The 20,351-nt window shown below is 68.4% G+C and carries 16 protein-coding genes; 7 read left to right on the top strand and 9 right to left on the bottom strand.

Annotation, left to right across the window (positions count from 1 at the left end; all coding sequences use genetic code 11):
• Nucleotides 1-43: 43 nt before the first annotated feature.
• A complete protein-coding gene (locus ACMVY4_RS03135; protein ID WP_416898741.1) occupies nucleotides 44-1,282 on the top strand; it encodes a Zn-dependent hydrolase in 1,239 nt (412 codons plus the stop codon).
• A 4-nt stretch (nucleotides 1,283-1,286) separates the two neighbouring features.
• Here the strand turns inward: ACMVY4_RS03135 and ACMVY4_RS03130 are convergent, their stop codons facing one another.
• The 5 genes from ACMVY4_RS03130 to ACMVY4_RS03110 all read right to left on the bottom strand — a co-directional run bounded on the left by ACMVY4_RS03130 (nucleotide 1,287) and on the right by ACMVY4_RS03110 (nucleotide 6,814).
• On the bottom strand, nucleotides 1,287-1,778 hold the full coding sequence (locus ACMVY4_RS03130; RefSeq protein ID WP_416898740.1) for an Lrp/AsnC family transcriptional regulator: 492 nt from the start codon (nucleotides 1,776-1,778) through the stop codon (nucleotides 1,287-1,289).
• A gap of 79 nt (nucleotides 1,779-1,857) precedes the next feature.
• Entirely contained in the window at nucleotides 1,858-2,622 is a 765-nt protein-coding gene (locus tag ACMVY4_RS03125; RefSeq protein ID WP_416898739.1) for a phosphatase PAP2 family protein, read from the bottom strand.
• A gap of 8 nt (nucleotides 2,623-2,630) precedes the next feature.
• Nucleotides 2,631-3,341: a phosphatase PAP2 family protein gene (locus ACMVY4_RS03120; RefSeq protein ID WP_416898738.1), complete on the bottom strand. Its 711-nt coding sequence runs from the start codon at nucleotides 3,339-3,341 to the stop codon at nucleotides 2,631-2,633.
• Nucleotides 3,338-4,993, bottom strand: coding sequence for an ArnT family glycosyltransferase (locus ACMVY4_RS03115; RefSeq protein ID WP_416898737.1), 1,656 nt, complete (start codon nucleotides 4,991-4,993; stop codon nucleotides 3,338-3,340). Before ACMVY4_RS03115 ends, ACMVY4_RS03120 begins: the two co-directional genes overlap by 4 nt.
• Before the next feature lie 201 nt (nucleotides 4,994-5,194).
• The gene (locus ACMVY4_RS03110) at nucleotides 5,195-6,814 is read right to left on the bottom strand and encodes a FumA C-terminus/TtdB family hydratase beta subunit (protein WP_416898736.1); all 1,620 of its coding nucleotides are present in this window, start codon (nucleotides 6,812-6,814) and stop codon (nucleotides 5,195-5,197) included.
• A gap of 200 nt (nucleotides 6,815-7,014) precedes the next feature.
• On the opposite strand from ACMVY4_RS03110, the gene argC reads away from it, so the two are divergent.
• Nucleotides 7,015-8,088 carry an N-acetyl-gamma-glutamyl-phosphate reductase gene (argC, locus tag ACMVY4_RS03105; RefSeq protein ID WP_416898735.1) on the top strand — a complete coding sequence of 358 codons (1,074 nt, stop codon included), beginning with the start codon at nucleotides 7,015-7,017 and terminating at the stop codon, nucleotides 8,086-8,088.
• A gap of 3 nt (nucleotides 8,089-8,091) precedes the next feature.
• Here argC and ACMVY4_RS03100 read toward each other — a convergent pair whose 3' ends face one another.
• Complete coding sequence (locus ACMVY4_RS03100) at nucleotides 8,092-9,294, bottom strand: UbiH/UbiF/VisC/COQ6 family ubiquinone biosynthesis hydroxylase (RefSeq protein WP_416898734.1); 1,203 nt, start codon at nucleotides 9,292-9,294, stop codon at nucleotides 8,092-8,094.
• Between the two features lie 90 nt (nucleotides 9,295-9,384).
• Between ACMVY4_RS03100 and ACMVY4_RS03095 the strand changes: the two genes are divergently transcribed.
• Nucleotides 9,385-10,905 carry an AMP-binding protein gene (locus ACMVY4_RS03095; RefSeq protein ID WP_416898733.1) on the top strand — a complete coding sequence of 507 codons (1,521 nt, stop codon included), beginning with the start codon at nucleotides 9,385-9,387 and terminating at the stop codon, nucleotides 10,903-10,905.
• A 6-nt stretch (nucleotides 10,906-10,911) separates the two neighbouring features.
• Here the strand turns inward: ACMVY4_RS03095 and ACMVY4_RS03090 are convergent, their stop codons facing one another.
• Nucleotides 10,912-11,634 (bottom strand): hypothetical protein, encoded by a 723-nt coding sequence (locus ACMVY4_RS03090; RefSeq protein ID WP_416898732.1) that lies wholly within the window; start codon nucleotides 11,632-11,634, stop codon nucleotides 10,912-10,914.
• Nucleotides 11,635-11,806: 172 nt separating this feature from the next.
• Here ACMVY4_RS03090 and ACMVY4_RS03085 point away from each other — a divergent pair, with 172 nt between their 5' ends.
• Genes ACMVY4_RS03085 through holA form a run of 4 tightly spaced genes read left to right on the top strand, consistent with a single transcriptional unit; the run spans nucleotide 11,807 to nucleotide 16,420 of the window.
• Entirely contained in the window at nucleotides 11,807-12,319 is a 513-nt protein-coding gene (locus ACMVY4_RS03085; protein WP_416898731.1) for a DUF3576 domain-containing protein, read from the top strand.
• Nucleotides 12,320-12,369: 50 nt separating this feature from the next.
• The gene (leuS, locus tag ACMVY4_RS03080; RefSeq protein WP_416898730.1) at nucleotides 12,370-14,928 is read left to right on the top strand and encodes a leucine--tRNA ligase; all 2,559 of its coding nucleotides are present in this window, start codon (nucleotides 12,370-12,372) and stop codon (nucleotides 14,926-14,928) included.
• The gene (gene lptE, locus ACMVY4_RS03075) at nucleotides 14,915-15,412 is read left to right on the top strand and encodes an LPS assembly lipoprotein LptE (protein ID WP_416898729.1); all 498 of its coding nucleotides are present in this window, start codon (nucleotides 14,915-14,917) and stop codon (nucleotides 15,410-15,412) included. The genes leuS and lptE overlap by 14 nt, the downstream gene beginning before the upstream one ends.
• A 9-nt stretch (nucleotides 15,413-15,421) precedes the next feature.
• A complete protein-coding gene (holA, locus tag ACMVY4_RS03070) occupies nucleotides 15,422-16,420 on the top strand; it encodes a DNA polymerase III subunit delta (protein WP_416898728.1) in 999 nt (332 codons plus the stop codon).
• On the opposite strand, the gene ACMVY4_RS03065 is transcribed toward holA, so the two are convergent.
• Both ACMVY4_RS03065 and ACMVY4_RS03060 read right to left on the bottom strand, forming a co-directional pair.
• On the bottom strand, nucleotides 16,417-18,138 hold the full coding sequence (locus tag ACMVY4_RS03065) for a hydantoinase B/oxoprolinase family protein (protein ID WP_416898727.1): 1,722 nt from the start codon (nucleotides 18,136-18,138) through the stop codon (nucleotides 16,417-16,419). The genes holA and ACMVY4_RS03065 overlap by 4 nt on opposite strands.
• A 127-nt stretch (nucleotides 18,139-18,265) precedes the next feature.
• Nucleotides 18,266-20,335 carry a hydantoinase/oxoprolinase family protein gene (locus ACMVY4_RS03060; RefSeq protein ID WP_416898726.1) on the bottom strand — a complete coding sequence of 690 codons (2,070 nt, stop codon included), beginning with the start codon at nucleotides 20,333-20,335 and terminating at the stop codon, nucleotides 18,266-18,268.
• Nucleotides 20,336-20,351: the final 16 nt, after the last annotated feature.

Here is a 20,351-nt window from a genome sequence, read left to right as displayed (position 1 = left end):
GACCAGCGATACGCTCGGACCGGAACAGCGACAGGAGGCTGGCATGGCCGAAGGACACAATCTCACCATCAATGGCGACCGGCTCTGGGACAGCCTGATGGAGATGGCGAAGATCGGCGCGACCGAAAAGGGCGGCAATTGCCGGCTGGCGCTGACCGATCTGGACCGGGAGGGCCGCGACCTGTTCGTCCGCTGGTGCGAGGAGGCCGGCTGCTCGATCCGCATCGACCGGATGGGCAACATCTTCGCCCGCCGCCCGGGCCGCGACGACAGCCTCGCCCCGGTGATGACCGGCAGCCATCTCGACACCCAGCCGACCGGCGGACGCTTCGACGGCGTCTACGGGGTGCTGGCCGGGCTGGAAGTGGTGCGCAGCCTCAACGACATGAACATCGAGACCGAACGCCCGGTCGAGGTCGCGGTCTGGACCAACGAGGAAGGCAGCCGTTTCGCGCCGTCGATGATCGCCTCGGCCGTCTTCGCCGGGGTCTACGATCTCGACTTCGGCCTGGCCTGCGCCGACGAGGACGGCAAGACCATCGGCGAGGAACTGGAACGCATCGGCTATGCCGGCGACAGCGACTGCGGCGGGCAGGAAATCCACGCCTTCTTCGAGACCCATATCGAACAGGGCCCGATCCTGGAGGACGAAGGCATCACAATCGGCGTCGTCACCGGCGCGCAGGGCCAGAAATGGTACGAGCTAGAGATCGAGGGACAGGAGAGCCATGCCGGCCCGACGCCGATGCCGGTGCGCCGCGACGCGCTGCTGGGGGCCTCGCGGGTGGTCGAACTGGTCAATCAGATCGGGCTGGCCCATGCGCCGGGCGCCTGCGCCACAGTCGGCATGCTGAACGTCCATCCCAACAGCCGCAACGTGATCCCGGGCCGGGTCTTCATGACCATCGACTTCCGCCATCCGGACCCGACCGCGCTGGCGACCATGGACCAGACCATGCGCGCCGGCGTCGCCGAGATTGCCGAGCGGTCCCGCGTCGAGATCGGCGTGAAGCAGATCATGGATCTGGAGCCGCTGCCCTTCGACGAGGCCTGCGTGGCCTCGGTGCAGAAGGGCGCCGACGACATCGGCTATTCTTCGCGGCGCATCGTCTCCGGCGCGGGGCACGACGCCTGCAACATCGCCCGCGTGGCGCCGACCTCGATGATCTTCATCCCCTGCATCGACGGCATCAGCCACAACGAGGTCGAGGACGCGAAGCCCGAATGGATTCACGCCGGCGGCAACGTTCTGCTCAGGGCGATGCTCGAGAGGGCCGGCTGACGCCTCAGCCGTGCTCGGCCTCGGCCAGTTCAACCGGCACGCCGGGCTGATACTTGGACTGGCGGATACCCAGCGACGTCTTCACGTGGCTGACGTTGGGCGCGGCGGTCAGCTGGGTTGTCAGGAAGTGCTGGTAGGCTTCCCAGTCCTTCGCGACGACCTTCAGGATGAAGTCGATCTCGCCCGCCAGCATGGTGCACTCGCGCACCAGCGGCCAGTTCCGCACCCGCTCCTCGAAGGCCTTCAGGTCGCCCTCGGCCTGATTCTCCAGACCGACCATGGCGAAGACGGTGACACCGAAACCAAGAAGTTCGGGCGCCAGATCGGCGTGATAGCCGCGGATGTAGCCGGCGTCTTCCAGCGCCCGGACCCGGCGCAGGCAGGGCGGCGCAGAGATGCCGACGCGCCGCGCCAGTTCGACATTGGTCATCCGCCCGTCCGTCTGGAGGTCGTCGAGGATGCGCCGGTCGATGTCGTCGAGTTTTACGCGCTGCATGTTATGGAAAGCCCCACCCGTGTCCGGCGCAACATTATTGCGCAGACCGCCAGAGAGCAACCGGGTTTTGTGCAGTGCATCAGCGCGGGTAGCGGAGCCAGTTCCACACCCGCCCCAGCGCCGGCCCCAGCGACCGGCCCCAGTTCCCGACGGTCTCGCCCGCGGCCTTCAGGCGCCGCCGGTCCAGCTTCAGGATCGGCACGTAGAGCGCGGCGGCGAGGCCGACATTGATCAGCCCGGCATAGATCACGTCGAAGAAGTAGTGCGAGCCGTTGAGCATGCGGAGCGAGCCCACGGCGACGCCGAACCAGAGCGCCGCGCGAATCAGCTTCCGGCGTCGCCGGCCGCTGGCGAAAGCGATGGGCAATGCGACCATGGCAAATCCGGCGGCGGCGTCGCCCGACACGAAGGAGCAGTTCCGCTCGCAGCCCTTCGCCGGCAGGATCGGCGGCTGGTAGGCCTTCGTCCCGCCATACTCGACCGTGTGCAGCGGCCGGGGCCGGTCGAACTGGTCCTTCAGGATCAGGTTGGTCACGAGACCCAGGCCGATGCCGAGCACGGCGGCGACATAGATCACCCGCCGGACAGTCAGCCGCACATGCGCCTTCATGCGGGCCGACCGGAACGCCAGCAGCAGCACCAGGGCGATCAGCACCCAGTAGAAGGCGGGCCGCAGCACGTCGTGAAAGGCGTCGCCGACCCAGCTCTCGGTCAGCCAGAAGCTGCCGCCGCCCTCGTAGAACAGGCCCGCGACCCAGGCGTCCAGGGGAAAGAAGATCGCGATCGGCGCCAGCGCCAGCGCCGCCGTGATGCAGATGTCGCGCATCCGCGTCAGACCGTTCACGGGACCGCTCATGCCGGATACGGGCCGACGGCCGCATCGCGGCGGGCGAGATAGCCCTTCAGCCACCAGGCTGTGAAGGCGCCCAGGGCTGCGCCTGCGATGACATCGGAAAGGAAATGCGCGCCCCAGGCCACGCGCCCGATCGCCCCGGCGATGGCCAGGCCGAAGAAGACGAGGCGGAAGCGCGGGAACAGCACCGACAGCGCGAAGGCCGCCGCGAACAGCGTCGTCGCGTGGCCGGACGGATAGGACTGCATGCCCCAGTCGGACTGGAACATCCGCCAGTCGGCGCTCAGCCCTTCGTCGAGATGGGCCGGGCGCGCCCTGCCGAACAACCACTTGAACAGGTTCGAGATGATCCCCGAAACGGCGACCGAGGCGATCAGGTAGGCCTGCCCGCGGACCAGCCAGCGCAGTTTCAGACGGACATCCGGCGAGGCGGCCAGACGCAGCCCCATCAGGCAGGCCAGCATCCAGCAGCTCGCCGTGACCAGGAACCACTTGCTGTCGCCCATGTCCTCGAAGACGCGGAAGAAACCGACCAGCGCACTGCCGGACTGCACCATGGTCTCGGACAGCCAGAGATCGAACCAGGCCGAGCCGACGACCGCCGAGATCAGGATCGCCTCGTAGGCGGCGATCTGCCAGCGCGTCAGGTAGCGGTCCCCGGTCTCCTGAAGCCGCCGCTGCGCCGCCTCCGCAAGGGGATTGCGGCTCATGGCTCCGGCCTGGCGATGTAGAGCGTGATCAGCACCCGCTTGCCTCTGGCATAGTTGAATCCCTCGACCGCTCCCACGGCCAGCACCTTCTGGCCGCTTGCCGCCACCCGGTCAAGGAAGGCCTGAAGCTGGCGCTGCTCCACCGCGGCCACGCCGCAATCGGGGTGTGCGGCCAGATGCTGCGCCGCGCCCGCCCCGCCGGTGAGTTCGGTGCGGGTCTCGGTCAGGAAGACAAGGCTCGGCTCGCTGAACCCGGCGCTGGCCAGGAAGGGGCGCTCGCAGCCGGGCCGCTCGGGCAGGAACTCGGCGATCCGCGGCGAGACGAAGACCGGCGTCAGGCCCGGCAGGAACCGCCCGAAGACGATGCCCGAGAAGATGCCAGCGCACAGCAGGATCGCCACCAGCTGCCATGCGGCGGCGCGGCGGGCCAGCGCCAGCCTCGCGCCGGCGAAAATCGCGGGCAGCAGGATCACGCCGGAGAACCACCAGGGATCGAACAGGTGCTGCCCCAGCCCGATGACCAGCACCGGCATGGCGGCTGCCAGCGCCAGCGTCACCAGCCCCCAGAGCGTGAAGGCGATCCAGCGCCACCAGCGCGCGCCGCCGGGATCGACGTCGTTCAGCGCCGCCACGGCCAGAATCGCCAGCGCCGGATAGGCCGGCAGGACGTAGTGGGCCAGCTTGGTCGGCGTCAGCGCGAAGACGATCCAGGTCAGCAGCGCCCAGCCGAGCAGAAGCAGGACCCGTCCGTCGGCGCGGCTGCGCCAGATCCAGGGCAGGGCGATCAGGCCGAGCAGCGAGAACGGCCAGAAGGTCAGCGTGGCCAGCGCCAGGTAGAGGCCCGGCGGCGCGCCATGGCTTTCCTGCCCGCTGGCGACCTTGGCGACCATGTCCTTGCCGACGGATTCGGCGAAGAAGCCGCCGTCGGAGACGATGGTGATGGCGATGAACCAGGGCGCGGCGACGGCGATGAAGACCAGCACGCCGGTCAGCGGCTTCAGCGCCGCCAGCCAGCCCAGGCTCCGCCGCCGCCAGCTCTCGGCGATGCCCAGCCCGGCGACGGGCAGGAATGGGATCGGTCCCTTGATCAGGAAGCCGAAGCCCAGCGCGGCCCAGAAGCCCCAGGCGTTGGCGCGGCCGTGCCGGCGGTCCTGGATCACCCGCAGCATCAGCGCCAGCGCCGCCAGCGTCGCCGCGAGCAGCATGGCATCGGTCTTCGCGGTCCGCGCCTCGACGTTCAGCAGCACTGACGACGCCATGATCACGCCCGCGCCGAACCCGACGCCCGGATGGAACAGCATGCCGCCGATGGCCGCCGTCAGCAGCACGGCGGCGATGGCGCCAATCAGCGACGGGATGCGGTAGGCCCAGATCGCGTCGACCGCGCCGGTGACGTGGACGGAGACCGCCTGCAGCCAGTAGATGCCCGCAGGCTTCTTGTGCCGCGGCGCGTCCTGCATGCGGATATCGACATAGTCGCCCGACTGGACCATCTGCTTGGTCGCCTGGGCGAAGCGGCTTTCGTCGCGGTCCACGGGCGGGATCGAGGTAAAGCCCGGCAGGAACAGCAGCAGCGCGATGACCGTCAGCAGGCCGTAGCGGAGGGCCGCCGGCCAGGCGCCGATCCGGTCGATGAAGGCGGCGGGCGTCATGGGCGTTCGGATATCCTCAGCCCGCCCGGCGCACAAGCCCGAAGGGATGCGAATGCTTCATTCGGGTCGGATGGTTCGGGTGCGCTTGTCTCACACTTGCTGTCCGCGGGCACGACCCGCGGACCTCAGGGTGAAACCGGGCCGGACGCCAGCGGGTTGCGATCAGAGGCCCCCGGGTCAGGCCCGGGGGCGGCAGATGAGCTACGCGTCGGCTTCGCGCTTGCGGTTGAAGTCGAAGAAGTCGTTGCCCTTGTCGTCGATGACAACGAAGGCCGGGAAGTTCTGCACCTCGATCTTCCAGACCGCTTCCATGCCCAGATGCTCGAAGTCCATGACCTCGACATTGGTGATCTCGTCCTGGCCGACGCGGGCAGCCGCACCGCCGATGGAGCCCAGATAGAAGCCGCCATTGGCCTTGCAGCTTTCGACCACCTGCTTGGAGCGGTTGCCCTTGGCGATCGAGACCATGGAGCCGCCGACGGCCTGGAATTCGGGCACGTAGGGGTCCATACGGGCGGCCGTGGTCGGGCCGAAGGAGCCCGAGGCGCGGCCTTCCGGCGTCTTGGCCGGGCCGGCGTAGTAGATCGGGTGGTTCTTGAAGTAGTCGGGCAGCGGCTGGCCGCTGGCGAGCCGCTTCGACAGCTCGGCATGCACGATGTCGCGCGCCACGACCATGGTGCCCGACAGCAGCACCGGGGTTTCCACCGGCAGCTTCGTCAGGATGTTGCGGATCTCCTGCATCGGCAGGTTCAGGTCGATATTCACCGCGTCGCCGGCGCTGACCTCGGTCTCCGGCAGGTAGACGGACGGGTCGCGGACCAGTTCTTCCATGAAGACGCCGTCGCCGGTGATCTTGGCCTTGGCCTGCCGGTCGGCCGAGCAGGAGACGCCGATGCCGATGGGCAGGGACGCGCCGTGGCGCGGCAGACGGACGACGCGGACGTCATGGCAGAAATACTTGCCGCCGAACTGCGCGCCGATACCCAGACTCTGGGTCAGCTTGTGGATCTCCTGCTCCAGCGCGATGTCGCGGAAGGCGTGGCCGCTCTCGGAGCCCGAGGTCGGCAGGTCGTCGTAATACTTGGTCGACGCCATCTTCACGGTCTTCAGATTCTGCTCCGCCGACATGCCGCCGATGACCACGGCGAGGTGGTAGGGCGGGCAGGCCGCGGTGCCCAGCTTCGGCAACTCGTCGCGGAAGAAGACCATCAGCCGCTCCGGATCCAGCACCCGGCGGGTCTGCTGGAACAGGAAGGTCTTGTTGGCCGAACCGCCGCCCTTGGCGATGAACAGGAACTTGTAGGCGTCGCCGCCCACGGCCTCGATGTCGATCTGCGCCGGCAGGTTGGTGCCGGTGTTCTTCTCCTCGAACATCGAGATCGGGGCCATCTGGCTGTAGCGCAGGTTGCGGCTGGTCCAGGTGCGCTGCACGCCCTCGGACAGCGCCGCGCCGTCATCGCCCTCGACCAGCACGTACTGGCCCTTCTTGCCGGAGACGATGGCGGTGCCGGTGTCCTGGCAGGACGGATATTCCATCGCCGCCGAGATGTTGGCGTTCTTCAGCAGCTCCAGCGCCACGAACTTGTCGTTCGCCGAGGCGTCCGGATCGTCGAGGATCGAGCGGAGTTGCTCCAGATGCGCCTTGCGGAAAAGGTGACTGATATCGCTGAAGGCGGTTTCCGCCAGGTCGGCAATGGCGTCCGGCTGCACGACGGTGAAGTCGCGCCCGCCCAGCTTCTCGCGCTTGACGCCGCCGACGTCGAGCTTGCGGTAGGTGGTCTTGTCTTCGCCGAGCGGAAACAGCGGCTGATAATTGGCCATGATGAAATCCCCCAATTCCCCGTGACACCCCCGCCACTTCGGTCCGCGGCGGCCCTGATCTGGCCATAGCAGACCACATCCGCCGGCGTTTCGCAGCAACCGATTCCGGATCGGCGTCACACGCCGCCGGTTTCCACGCGCGCCGAATTGCACTATTTGTCCGCCGCGGCGGAATGGTCCGCCCGAATGGAGTGAGGACGATGGACGAGACGGTGGAGAAGAAGATCAGGGTCGGCATTCTGGGCGCCAGCGGTTACACCGGCGGCGATCTGGTTCGACTGCTGGTCCGACATCCCTGCACCGAAATCGCGTTCATGACCGCCGACCGCCACTCGGGCAAGCAGATGGACGAGGTCTTCCCGCATCTGTTCGGCCTGGAACTGCCGCCGCTGATCTCGGTCGAGGAGATCGCCTGGAGCGCGGTCGAGGTCGACGTCGTCTTCTGCTGCCTGCCGCACGGCACCACGCAGAACATCGTCAAGCAGATCCTGACCGAGAACGACACCATCCGGGTGGTGGACCTCTCGGCCGATTTCCGGCTGGACGACGTCGACACCTACGCCGAATGGTACGGCCACGAGCACTATGCGACCGACATCCAGCCGATGGCGGTCTACGGCCTGCCGGAATACTACCGCGACCGCGTGGTGAACACGCGGCTGGTGGCCAATCCCGGCTGCTATCCGACGGCGGCGCTGCTCGGCCTGCTGCCGCTGGTCGAGGCCGGTCAGATCGACATCACCGATATCATCGTCGATGCCAAGTCGGGCGTGTCCGGCGCGGGCCGCGGCCTGAAGGAGAACCTGCTGTTCTGTGAGGCCGGCGAGGGCATCGCGCCCTATTCGGTCGCCACGCACCGGCACGCGCCGGAGATCGAACAGGAGGTCTCCAAGCACGCCGGCGGGGCCGAGGCCTATGTGAACTTCACCCCGCACCTGATGCCGATGAACCGGGGCGAGCTCTGCACCTGCTATGTCCGCATGACCGGCGGCGCGACGATCTCCGACCTGCGCAACACCTTCGAGGCGCGGTTCGCGCAGGAGCCCTTCGTCAGCCTGGTGCCGGAAGGCGTGCATCCGGCGACGCGGCATGTGCGCGGCTCGAACTACTGCCTGGTCGGGCTTTTCCGGGACCGTATCCCGGGCCGCGCCATCGTGGTCGCGGTGATCGACAACCTGGTGAAGGGCTCGTCGGGCGAGGCGATCCAGAACATGAACCTCATGTTCGGCCTCTCCGAGATCACGGGCCTGGAGCAGGCGCCGCTCTTCCCCTGATCGTCAGGGCCTGAGCAGTTCGGGCCGGTCGCCGACGTCGCCCATGGCGTGGCGCATGAAGAACTTCTTCAGCGGCTTCACCCGGTTGACGGCGCCGAGCCCGAGGTCGCGCGCGATCTTCACCGGCACGGCGTCATTGGAGAACAGCCGGTTGAGGCCGTCGGTCACCGCCGACAGCACCAGCGAGTCCGTCCGCCGCCACTGCTCGTAGCGCTCCAGCACGGCGTCCGTGCCGGGATCGAGGCCCAGCGGTGCGGCCTCGCCCAGCACCTCGGCCAGCGCGGCCACATCGCGGAGGCCCAGGTTGAAGCCCTGGCCCGCGATGGGATGGATGCCGTGCGCCGCGTCGCCGACCAGCACCATGCGGCGCGCGCGGAAACTCTTCGCCAGCACCAGCGTCAGCGGGTAGCGGAAGCGCGGTCCGACGACCTCGAGCCCGCCCAGAAAACCGCCGACACGGCGCTGGATCTCGGCAACGAAGTCGGCGTCGCCGAGTTCCATGAAGGCCGGCGCCAGATCGCTGCGCTCGGTCCAGACCAGCGACGAGCGGTTGCCGGTCAGGGGCAGGATGGCGAAGGGGCCCGCGGGCAGGAAACGCTCATGGGCTATGGCGTCATGCGGCAGTTCGTGGGCGATGGTGCAGACGATGCCGTCCTGTCCGTAGCGGTGCTCGACCGTATCGATGCCGGCCTCGGCGCGCAGCCGTGACTGGCGTCCGTCGGCCGCGGCGCAGAGTTCGGCGCGGATCACCGTGCCGTCGCTCAGGCTGGCCTCCACCCCCGCCTCGCCGCGCCGGACGCGGCCGACGCTGGCCGGCGCGACCAGCCGCACCAGCGGGTTCGCCGCGATGGCGTCCAGCAGGGCGGTGCGCGTGTAGCGGTTCTCCACCATCTGGCCGAGCGGCTCGTCGCCCAGATCGCGGTGGTCGTAATGCAGGAACAGCGGCGATGCGCCGTCGGAGACGCGGATGTCCTCGATCGGCTGCACATCGCGGATATGCTCGGCCACACCGAGACGCTGCAGCATCCGCCAACTGGCCGCGGCGATGGCCGAGGCGCGCCCGTCGAAAGGCGGCTCCACCATGATCTCCGGGCTTTCCCGGTCGACCACGACGCTGTCGATGCCGTAATGGGCCAGCGCAAGCCCGAGGCTCTGGCCGACCATGCCGCCACCGACGATGAGGACGCGCGTCCGGATTTCTTCCATGCCGCTTTGTCCCGTCCGGCCCGCCGCCGGTCAAGCCCATTGCCTGCGGCATGCGGCAGCGTCCAGAATCGGCGCGGGGAGGAGCGCCGCATGAACATGGCCGAACATCTGTACCGGTCCGCGAAGCTGCATGGCGATCTGCCGGCGGTCGCCGTGGGCGAAAACGTGACCGCCAGCTACCGCGATCTGGCCGGCGGCGCGTCGCGGCTGGCCCGCGGTCTGCGGGATGCGCTCGGCCTCGCGCCCGGTGACCGCGTGGCGCTGATCCAGAAGAACGGGCCGGACTACCTGGAAGGCCTCTACGGTGTCTGGTGGGCCGGGCTGACGGCGGTGCCGGTGAACGCCAAGCTGCACCCGCGCGAGTTCGAATACATCCTCGCCAACTCGAAGGCCCGCGCCGCGCTGGTCTCGCCCGATCTGGCCGAGGCGGTGGCCGATGCCTGCGCCGGACTGGAGAGCCCGCCGGCGGTCATCGTCTGCGGCAGCGCCGATCACCGCCGCCTGCGCGGTGGCGAGGGGATGGCGGCGCCGATTCCGGACGACGGATCGGGACTGGGCTGGATCTTCTACACCTCCGGCACGACGGGTCAGCCCAAGGGCGCGATGCTGAGCCACCGCAACCTGCTGCTGATGACGCTCAACTATTTCGCCGACGTCGATGCGCTGGGCACGGGTGAGGCGCTGATCCATGCCGCGCCGATGTCCCATGGCTCGGGGCTCTACGCCCTGCCGCATGTCGCCCGGGCGTCGGTGAACGTGACGCCCGAATCGGGCGGCTTCGATCCGGCGGAAACGCTCCGGCTGATCGCGCGCTGGCGCGACGCCAGCTTCTTCTTCGCGCCGACCATGGTGCACCGGCTGATCAACGACCCGCGCACCGGCGACGCCGATACCTCGAACCTGAAGACCATCGTCTATGGCGGCGGGCCGATGTATGTCGCCGACATCTCCCGCGCGATGGAGCTGATGGGCCAGAAGTTCGTGCAGATCTACGGCCAGGGCGAGGCGCCGATGACCATCACCGGATTGAGCCGGGAGATGCACCGGATGACGGATCATCCGCGCTATGCCGAGCGGCTGGGCTCGGTCGGCGTCGCCCGCACCGATGTCGAGGTCCGCGTGGTCGACGAGACGGACAATCCCCTGCCGGCCGGCGAGATCGGAGAGGTGGCGGTGCGCGGCCCCGTGGTCATGCAGGGCTATCTCGACCGCCCCGACGCCACCGCCGAGACGCTGAAGGGCGGCTGGCTGCACACCGGCGACATGGGCAGCTTCGATGAGGACGGGTTCCTGACGCTGAAGGACCGCTCCAAGGACATGATCATTTCCGGGGGCACGAACATCTATCCGCGCGAGATCGAGGAAGTGCTGCTGCGTCATCCGCTGGTCGCCGAGGCCTCGGTCGTCGGCCGCCCGCACCCGGACTGGGGCGAGGAGGTCGTGGCCTTCATCGTGGCGGCGGACGCGTCGCCGGAGCCGGGCGAACTCGACCGGCTCTGCCTCGACAACATCGCGCGCTTCAAGCGGCCGAAGGACTACCGCTTCGTCGAGGCGCTGCCGAAGAACAATTACGGGAAGGTGCTGAAGACCGAGCTCAGGAAACTCGTCTGACCCGGATCAGAACTGGATGCGGGTGCCGACGAAGATGAGCGCGTCGCGGGACTGCTCGTCCAGATCCGACAGGTTCTGCTGGTCCCAGAACTGCACGCCGCCGACCAGGTCGATCGAGCGGTTCAGGTTGTAGACGCCGCCGAATTCAAGCGCGTCGGCCACACCCAGAAGGCTCTCCTCGCGGGACTGCAGCGAGCGCATGTACTGCATGCCGACGCGCCAGTTTTGGCCGCCATAGGACAGGTCGAGGCGATAGTCGCGGTATTCGGCCTGGTCGCGCAGACGGCTTTCCCGCCCGAAATCCGCGCCCACGGAGAAACCTCCATAGCCGAGCCGGCCGCCGATCTGCAGAAGGCCGCCATCGTCGCCCGCGGCGTCCGACAGCGAGAGATCGTCGTTCAGAGAGATGCCGCGGCCCAGGCCGCGCGATCCGAGGCCGGAAATGCCGGTGCGGTCCGTGTCGCCGCCGATATTCGTGAACAGCCGGTACTCGACGCCGAAGGCCTCGTCGTCATAGCCCAGCCGCACCTGCGGCAGGTCGCGGCCCGACGGCCCGACATTGTCGGTATCGATGTTCAGGCTCTTGGAGCGCGGGGTGACCGATAGCAGTTCATCGACGGTCAGACCGCCCTGCCGGCCATCCAGAGTCGCCGCCGGCGCCTGCTCGAAGTTCAGACGCAGCTTTCCTTCATCCGCCTGTACTGGCGAAAGGAAAGCCGTTAGAGCCATCAAGGCGGCAGGGATATGCCAGCGAACGTTCATCGTCCCCCAAAGCTTCACGCGCAGACACTACCAAAGCGTTATTAAGTGCGTGTCGCTCGTCAGATCAATGGGAGAATCGAGCCGGTTACGCGGTTGTGTGCACCGGGTCGAAGGGATAGAAACGGGCGCGTCACACCATGTGAGGACCGTTGGATTGACACTTTCTCTTCGATCGCTGGCCGGGCTTCTGACCATATTCCTGTCGCTCTCGGCGCTGGGCGGGTGCAGCTCGCTCAATCCCTTTTCGGATGACGAAGGGGAAACGTCTGCGAATCAATCGGTTACGCCTCCGGCGACGACAGCCGGCCAGGTCGCGGCTCAGTCCGGCGCGCCGGCCAACCCGTTCATGTGGCAGGCGACGCTGGAACATGTCGGCTTCATGCCCTTCCAGAAAGTTGATGATCAGGAGGGCGTCATCGTCACCGACTGGTACATTCCGCCGGGCGCGCCGCTGGAGAGATTCCGGCTCGACGTGGCATTTTCATCACGAGCCCTCCGGGCCGAGGCGATCAGCATCGATGTCTTCCGCCAGGAGCTCAACAGCGCCGGTCAGTGGTTCGATGCGCCGTCGTCGCCCGAGGTCAGCCGCAACATGATCGATTCCATCATCGCCCGGGCGCTCGTGCTACGTCAGGACTCCGGCGCGCTCTGACGCCGGCCCTTCCGCCTGATCCCGCACACCCCCTACCGACCGCAGCTGCCATGACCGATCTGAACGAACGCTACAACCCCGCCGAGGCCGAGCCGAAATGGCAGAAGGCCTGGGACGAGGCCGACTGTTTCCGGGCCGAAACCGATCCGGGCCGGGAGAAATACTACGTCCTGGAGATGTTCCCCTACCCGTCGGGGCGCATCCACATGGGCCATGTCCGCAACTACACGCTGGGCGACGTTGTGGCGCGCTACAAGCGGGCCCGCGGCTTCAACGTGCTGCACCCGATGGGCTGGGACGCCTTCGGTCTGCCGGCCGAGAACGCGGCGCGCGACAAGAAGGTGCATCCGGCCGACTGGACCTACCAGAACATCGCCAACATGAAGGCCGAGCTGAAGTCGATGGGCCTCAGCCTCGACTGGTCCCGAGAGTTCGCGACCTGCGACGCCGGCTACTACCGCCATCAACAGAAGCTGTTCCTCGACTTCCTGGCGAAGGACCTGGTGTACCGCCGGGAGAGCTGGGTCAACTGGGACCCGGTGGACCATACCGTGCTGGCCAACGAGCAGGTGATCGACGGCAAGGGCTGGCGCTCGGGCGCGACGGTCGAGAAGCGCAAGCTGACCCAGTGGTTCTTCCGCATCACCGCCTATGCCGAGGACCTGCTCGCCGAGCTGTCGAAGCCGTCGATGGAGCGCTGGCCGGACCGCGTGCGGGCCATGCAGACCCAGTGGATCGGCCGCTCGACCGGTCTGCGCATGACCTTCGATTTCGCGGGCGAGGGGCCGGCCGAAGGGCTCACCGTCTACACCACGCGGCCCGACACCATCTTCGGCGCCAGCTTCATGGCCGTCTCGGCCGAGCATCCGCTGGCCCAGGCCGTGGCCGAGGGCAATCCGGAAGCCACCGCCTTCATCGAGGAATGCCGCCGCATGGGCACCTCGGAGGAGGAGCTGGAGCGTGCCGAAAAGCGCGGCTACGACACGGGCCTCTCGGTGAAGCACCCCTTTATCGAGGGCAAGACCCTGCCGGTCTACATCGCCAACTTCATCCTGATGGATTACGGCACCGGCGCGATCTTCGGCTGCCCGGCGCACGACCAGCGCGACCTGGACTTCGCCCGCAAGTACGGCCTGCCGGTGACCCCGGTGGTCTGCCCCCGGGACGTCGATCCGGCATCCTTCGAGGTCGGCGCCGAGGCCTATGTCGGCGACGGCCGCATCGTGAATTCTGACTTCCTCGACGGCCTCGGGATCGAGGAAGCCAAGACCGCCATCGCGGAGCGCATGGAAACGGCGGACAAGGGCGCGCGGACGGTCAATTTCCGCCTCCGCGACTGGGGGCTCAGCCGCCAGCGCTACTGGGGCTGCCCGATCCCGGTGATCCACTGCCCGTCCTGCGGCGTGGTGCCGGTGCCCGAGAGCCAGCTGCCCGTCGAACTGCCGATGGACGTCACCTTCGACAAGCCGGGCAACGCGCTGGACCATCACCCGACCTGGAAGAAGGTCGCGTGCCCGTCCTGCGGCGCGGATGCCGAGCGCGAGACGGACACGATGGACACCTTCGTCGATTCGTCCTGGTACTTCGCCCGCTTCGCCAGCGCCGACGCCGGTGACGAGCCGGTGCGCGACCGAGATTTCGACTACTGGCTGCCGGTCGACCAGTATATCGGCGGCATCGAGCACGCGATCCTGCACCTGCTCTATTCGCGCTTCTTCACCCGCGCCATGCGGGCGACCGGCCATGGCGACCTGAACGAGCCCTTCGCGGGCATGTTCACCCAGGGCATGGTGATCCACCGGACTTACCGGCTGGAGAGCGGCGAGTGGCTCTATCCGGTCGATGTGGAGAAGGGGCCCGACGGCAACTGGCGGCAGATCGAGAGCGGCAAGCGCGTGATCGAGGGCAGCCTGGAGAAGATGTCGAAGTCGAAGAACAACACTGTCGATCCGGGCTTCATCATCGACAAGTACGGCGCGGACACCGCGCGATGGTTCATGCTCTCCGACAGCCCGCCGGACCGCGATCTGGAATGGTCCGACGAGGGCGCGAACGGAGCCTGGCGCTTCCTGCAGCGCGCCTGGCGCCTGGTGCGGCAGGCGGCGAACGATCCTGCCGGCGCGCCCGCCGGCGACGGCGAACTGGTGCGGACGGCGCACCGCGCCATCGACGGCTTCACCGGCGATCTGGAGAAGTTCCACTTCAACCGCGGCGTTGCCCGTGTGCATGAACTGGCCAACGCCATCGAGAAGTCGGGCGCGGCGGATCCGGCGGCGCGGCGCTTCGCGGTGGAGGCGATGGTGCGGCTGATGACGCCGATGACGCCCCATTTTGCCGAAGAGGCGTGGGCCATGCTGGGCAAGGACGGCATGGCCGTCGACGCGCCCTGGCCCGAGGCCGATCCGGCGCTGGTGACCGAGGACAGCGTCGACATCGCCATCCAGGTGATGGGCAAGAAGCGGGCGGTCATCAACCTGCCCCGCGACACCGACAAGGCCGAGGTCGAGGCCCGCGCGCTGGCCGAGCCGAACGTGCAGCGCGCCATGGACGGCAAGCCGCCGAAGAAGGTGGTGGTCGTGCCGAACAGGATCGTCAATGTCGTGGTCTAGGCCCTTTGCCGCGCTCGGGCTGGCGCTGGCGCTGCTGGCCGCCGGCTGCGGCTTCGAGCCAGTGCACAAGCCGTCCGGCGGGTTGGCCGAGCGGCTGCAGAACGTCTACGTCGTGCCGATCAAGTCCCACACCGGCCAGGCCGTGCGCAATGCGCTGCTGGACGAGCTGGGCGCGCCGGACCGCAATGCCGATGCCGACTACATCCTGACGCTGTCCGTGAGCGAAGTGCGTGAGAGCCTTGGCATCCAGGCCGACGAGACCGTCTCCCGGATCAACGTCATCATCACCGCCAGTTACGTGCTGACGCTCAACGATATCGAGCGCACGGTGATCGGCCGGGGCAGCGTGACGCGCAGCGCGCCGTTCAACGTCGTCGATGACGAATTTTCGACCCAGACCGCGAGCCGCGACGCCCAGCGTCTGGCCGGCAGGCAGGTCGGGGAGGCCATCCGCCGCCGGGTGTCTGTCCAGCTCAGGCAATGATCCGGCGCGATGGAACCGAAACCCTGGGAAGTCGACGCCTATCTGAGAAAACCTGATCCCGGACACCGCGTCTTCGTCATCCACGGACCCGATACCGGGCTGGTGAAGGAACGCGCCGACCGTCTGGCCGCGCATCATCTGGGCAGGGATTTCGATCCCTTCCAGCTGGTGCGGCTGACGCCGGAGATGCTGGCCGAGGATCCCGCGCGGCTGATGGACGAGACCACCCAGATCGGCATGTTCGGCGGCGAGCGCGTGATCCGCGTGACCGATGCCGGGCATGCCGCGGTCGGCCGTGCCGCGGCAGCGCTGCTGGACGACGCCGAACCGGCCGCTGTGGTCATCTTCGAAGCCGCCGACATGAAACCGGCGAACCCGATCCGCAAATGGGCGGCGAAATCGGACCGGGCGGCGGTGCTGGCCTGCTTCGCCGACAATGAGCAGGACCTCGACCGGCTGGCGGGCGATGCCCTGCGCGAGGCCGGGCTGCAGGCCGACCGCGACGCGCGTTCCATGATCGTCGAGCGCATGGGTCCGGACCGGCAGGCCAACCGGCGCATGCTGGAGACCCTGGTCACCTACAAGCTGGGCACAGACGGCCAGGTGACGGCCGACGATGTCGAGTCCGTTCTGGGCGATCAGTCGGCGGTCGGCTACGACGCGATCGCCTTCGCGGCCTTCGACGGCAACACATCCGATGCGCTGGCGCTTTACGACAAGAGCGTGGCCGAAAACACCGACCCCAACGCCATCGTCGCCTCGCTTCTGCGCCACCTCGACCGCTTCGACGTGGCCGAGGAGAATTTCGCCGCCACCGGCCTAAGGCAGAAGAAGATGCAGGCCGCCTTCCGGGCACAGATGGGCCGCTGGCCCGCGGCGCGGCTCTCGGCCGCCCGGCGGCTCACCGTCGAGGCGCAGATCGACATGCGCGGCCAGCACTACCAGATCGCCGATCTCGTCTGCCGCCACCTGATTCTCAGATTGTCGGCAGCGGCGGGACGGCGCTAGGCGCGCAGCGCCGCCGTCGCCGCGGCATCCACGGACCGGCCGTCCGCGGCGATGGCGACACGGTAGACGTCGCGGGCGGCCTCGGCGCTGACCACGCCGTCGCGGACGTCACGCAGCACTGCGGCAGGATCGCGCCGGGCCGGATCGCCAATGCCGCCGCCACCCGGCGAATGCGCTTCCAGCCGCGCCGGCGGCAGGTCGCGGACACCGTATTGCGGTGCGTCGAAAGTGCCGCCGCCTTCAGGGTAGAGCTCCATGGCTCCGGCCTCACCGGCGCCGCCGCCCGAGATCCCGAATCCGGACGGCGGGCCGATGCCCTCGCCGCGGAAGGAGTAGGTGGCGGGCACCAGCGTCTCAACCTCGTAGTCGATGCCGGTGCCGCCCCGGAACTCGCCGGCGCCGCCGCCGTCGGTGCGGAATTCCTGGCGCAGGATGCGGGCGGGATAGATGCGCTCATAGCCCTCGGCATTGGGCAGGTGCAGCCCACCCAGGCTGATCAGCAGCCCGATCTGGTTCAGCCCGTCCCGGCCCTGCACAGCGCCGCCGCCGGCATTGGCGGCCCAGTTGTACATGACGAAGGGCTCGCTGGCCCCGGCCGAACGGCCGGAGGTGATGTTGTGGATGGTCTTGCCCCAGCCGGCGCAGGCCCGGCCCGGCACCGCCTCGCCCAGCGCGCGCCAGATGGCGTGGACGATCTCGTGGGCGATGAAGACGGTGCACATGGTCATCGGCGCGGGCGGGCGCGGGTTCACCACCGTGCCCTCGGGCGCGACGATCGCGACGGAGCGGAAGGCGCCCTCGTTGCGTGGCATGTCCGGGTCGAAGAAGCTCGCCAGCGCCATGTAGACCGCGGAGTGGGTGTTGGCGATGGACGAGTTCTTGAAGCCCCGCATCTGCGGGTCGGAGCCGGTGAAATCGACGGTCAGGCCGTCGGCCGACTTCTCGATGGCGACGCGGATATGGATGTCGCGCTTCTCGAAGCAGTCATTGTCGGTGATCTCGACCGCCTCGTAGCGGCCGTCCGGGATCTCCCGGCAGGCTTCCCGGAAGCGGCCGTCGGCATAGGCCAGCAAGGCGTCGAAATAGCCCGCGCCAGCCTCCCGTCCCAGGTCGAGCAGCAGCTCTTCCAGACGCTCGGCGCCGATATTCGTCGAGCCGATCATCGCGCGAAGATCGCCGTCCAGCAGTTCCGGCGTACGGCTGTTGAGCAGCAGCAGTTGCCAGAGATCGTCGCGGACCTCGCCCTTCTCGAACAGCTTCAGAACCGGCAGGCGGATCCCCTCGTGGAAGATCTCGGTGGCTTCGGGGTTGTAGGTGCCCGCCGCGCCGCCGCCGATGTCGGACTGGTGGGCGCGGTTGCAGGTCCAGCCGGCCAGCTCTCCCTCGACGAACACGGGCCTTGAGATCACCCAGTCGGGCAGGTGGTTGCCGCCCGCCGCGTAGGGGTCGTTGGAAATGAAGATGTCGCCCGGCTCTATCCGGCCCTTGAAGGCCTTCAGCACGGCCCGCACAGTGAAACCGCCGCCGCCGGTGTGGATCGGGATTCCGTCCGCCTGGCTGATCAGCGTGCCGCCCGCCTCGGCGATGAAGCAGGAGAAGTCGTGGCTCTGGTTGAAGATCGGGCTGCGCGCGGTCCGGGTCATCACGAACCCCATCTGCCGCGAGATGTGGTCCAGCCGGTTCTGCACCAGCGCCAGGGTCACGGGGTCGATGTTCATCGTTCCACCTCCTCTGCCGTGTCCCGGGCTTGACCCGGGACCCATTCCGGAGCGGTTTCGGGAAGAGCGGCGGGGCCATGATCGCTCAGGAATGGGGCCCGGCTCGGGGGCCGGGGCGCGTTCACGCTCATGCCGCACCTCCGATCTCGATCATGTAGTGGCCGTGCCGGTCGACGGTCAGCCGGTCGCCCGCGCCGGCCAGCACGGTGGTGGTCGGCGCCTCGACGATCAGCGGGCCGCCCAGCGTCATGCCGGGGCTCAGATCGGCCGAGCGGTAGACCGGGGTCTCCGCCCAGCCGGACGTGGCATCGATGAAGCAGCGGCGATGCCCGACGGGCGCAGGTGTGCCGGTTGCACGGGCGTCCGGCGCCGCTGGCGGATCGCGGTCGATCAGGCCGGTCGCCACGACGCGGACCGCGGTGATCAGGATGGTGCCGCCGGGCTGGATGTGGCCGAAGCGGCGCTGGTGATCGGCCTCGAAGGCGGCGCGGATGGCGGCACGGTCAAGCCCCGAGACATCCGTCCGGAGCGACCATTGCTGGCCCTTGTAGCGCAGGTCCAGAACCCGCTGCAGATGCTGCTTCTCCGATGCGAAGCCCTCGGCTTCCAGGGCGCGGCGGCCCTCGGTGAGCAGCGGTGCGAAGCCGGCCTCCAGCTCCGCATCGGCAATCGCGTCCAGATCGCCGTCCAGGACCTTCAGCAGATCCAGCCGTACGTCCGACCAGAGCATACCCAGGGCGCAGAAGGCGCCGGCCTCGACCGGCGCGAAGACCCGCGCGCAGCCCAGCGCGCGCGCCACCGCAGCGCCGTGCATCGGCCCCGCGCCGCCGGCGGCGACCAGGGTTAAGCGTTTGGGGTCGTAGCCGCGCTCGACCGACAGCCGCTCGACGGCATGCAGCAGGTTCTGCTCCAGCAGCCGGAGTATGCCGGCCGCCGCGTCCTCGACGGAAATGCCGAGCGGCTTCGCCACATGGGTCTCGATCGCTGCCCGTGCCTTGTCCGCATCCAGCGATACCGCCCCGCCGGCCATCGGGCCGGGCCGGAGCCTGCCCAGAACCAGATGCGCGTCCGTGGCGGTGGGGCGGTCGTTGCCCCGGCCATAGGCGGCGGGGCCGGGATCGGCGCCCGCACCTTCGGGGCCGACGCGCAGCATGCCGCCGCCATCGACGCCGGCCAGCGTGCCGCCGCCCGCGCCAACGGTGTGGATATCGATTGCCGGGGTCGCGAGGTGATAGCCGTCGATCTCCAGCGCGTCCGAGACCGGTGTCTCGCCGTCCGCCATCAGGGTCACGTCGCAGCTGGTGCCGCCGATCTCCATGGCGACCAGATCGTCGAGCCCCGTCAGTTCGCGGTAGAGTTTCAGCGCGCCGACGCCCGCGGCGGGGCCGGACAGCGTCAGATTCACCGGACGTGCTGCAGCCTCGGCCACCGAGACCGCGCCGCCGTTCGACTGCACCAGCAGGATCGAGCCCGGCAGGCCTTCGGCGCGCAGGGCCTCGTCGAGACGGGTCAGGTAGCCGACCACCTTCGGCGCGACATAGGCGTTCATCACCGTGGTCGAGCCGCGCTCGTATTCGCCGACGACAGGGTTCACCTCCGACGACTGCGAGATCCAGCTGCCGCCCCAGGCTTCTTTCAGAACAGCGGCGGCCTGTTCCTCCTGCGCCGGGCCGGCATAGGCGTTGTGCAGGCAGATCGCGACCGACTCGACGCCTTCCCTGTCGAACACCGCCGCGGCGCGGCGGACGCCGTCCACATCCAGCGGCTCGATCTCGTTCCCGTCCTTGTCCAGCCGTCCCTTCACGGGCAGGCGCAGGTAGCGCGGTGCGAGCACCGGCGGATTCGGCGCACGGTGATCCCACTGGTCGGCGCGGAAACCGCGGCGGATTTCCAGCGAATCGCGGAAGCCGTCGGTGACGATCATCCCGGTCACGGCGCCCTTGCGCTCCAGAATGGTGTTGGTGGCGATGGTGGAGCCGTGCACGAACAGCCGGCACTGGCGCAGCAGATCGCCCGGCGTCATGCCCAGTTCGCCGGCCGCCAGGCGGAGCACGTTCAGCACGCCCTCGCTGGGGTCCGAGGGAACCGACGGCGTCTTGAACACGCTCAGCGCGCCGGCCGCGTCAGCGAGCGCCATGTCGGTGAAGGTGCCGCCGACATCGACGCCGATGCGCCAGGGCGGTTCAGGTCTGGTCATGTGTGTCGTTCTCCCC

Source organism: Minwuia sp., from assembly GCF_048007105.1.
GTDB lineage: Bacteria > Pseudomonadota > Alphaproteobacteria > Minwuiales > Minwuiaceae > Minwuia.
Note: the sequence above shows the minus strand (reverse complement) of the source record. Positions and strands in the feature narration are given on the sequence as shown.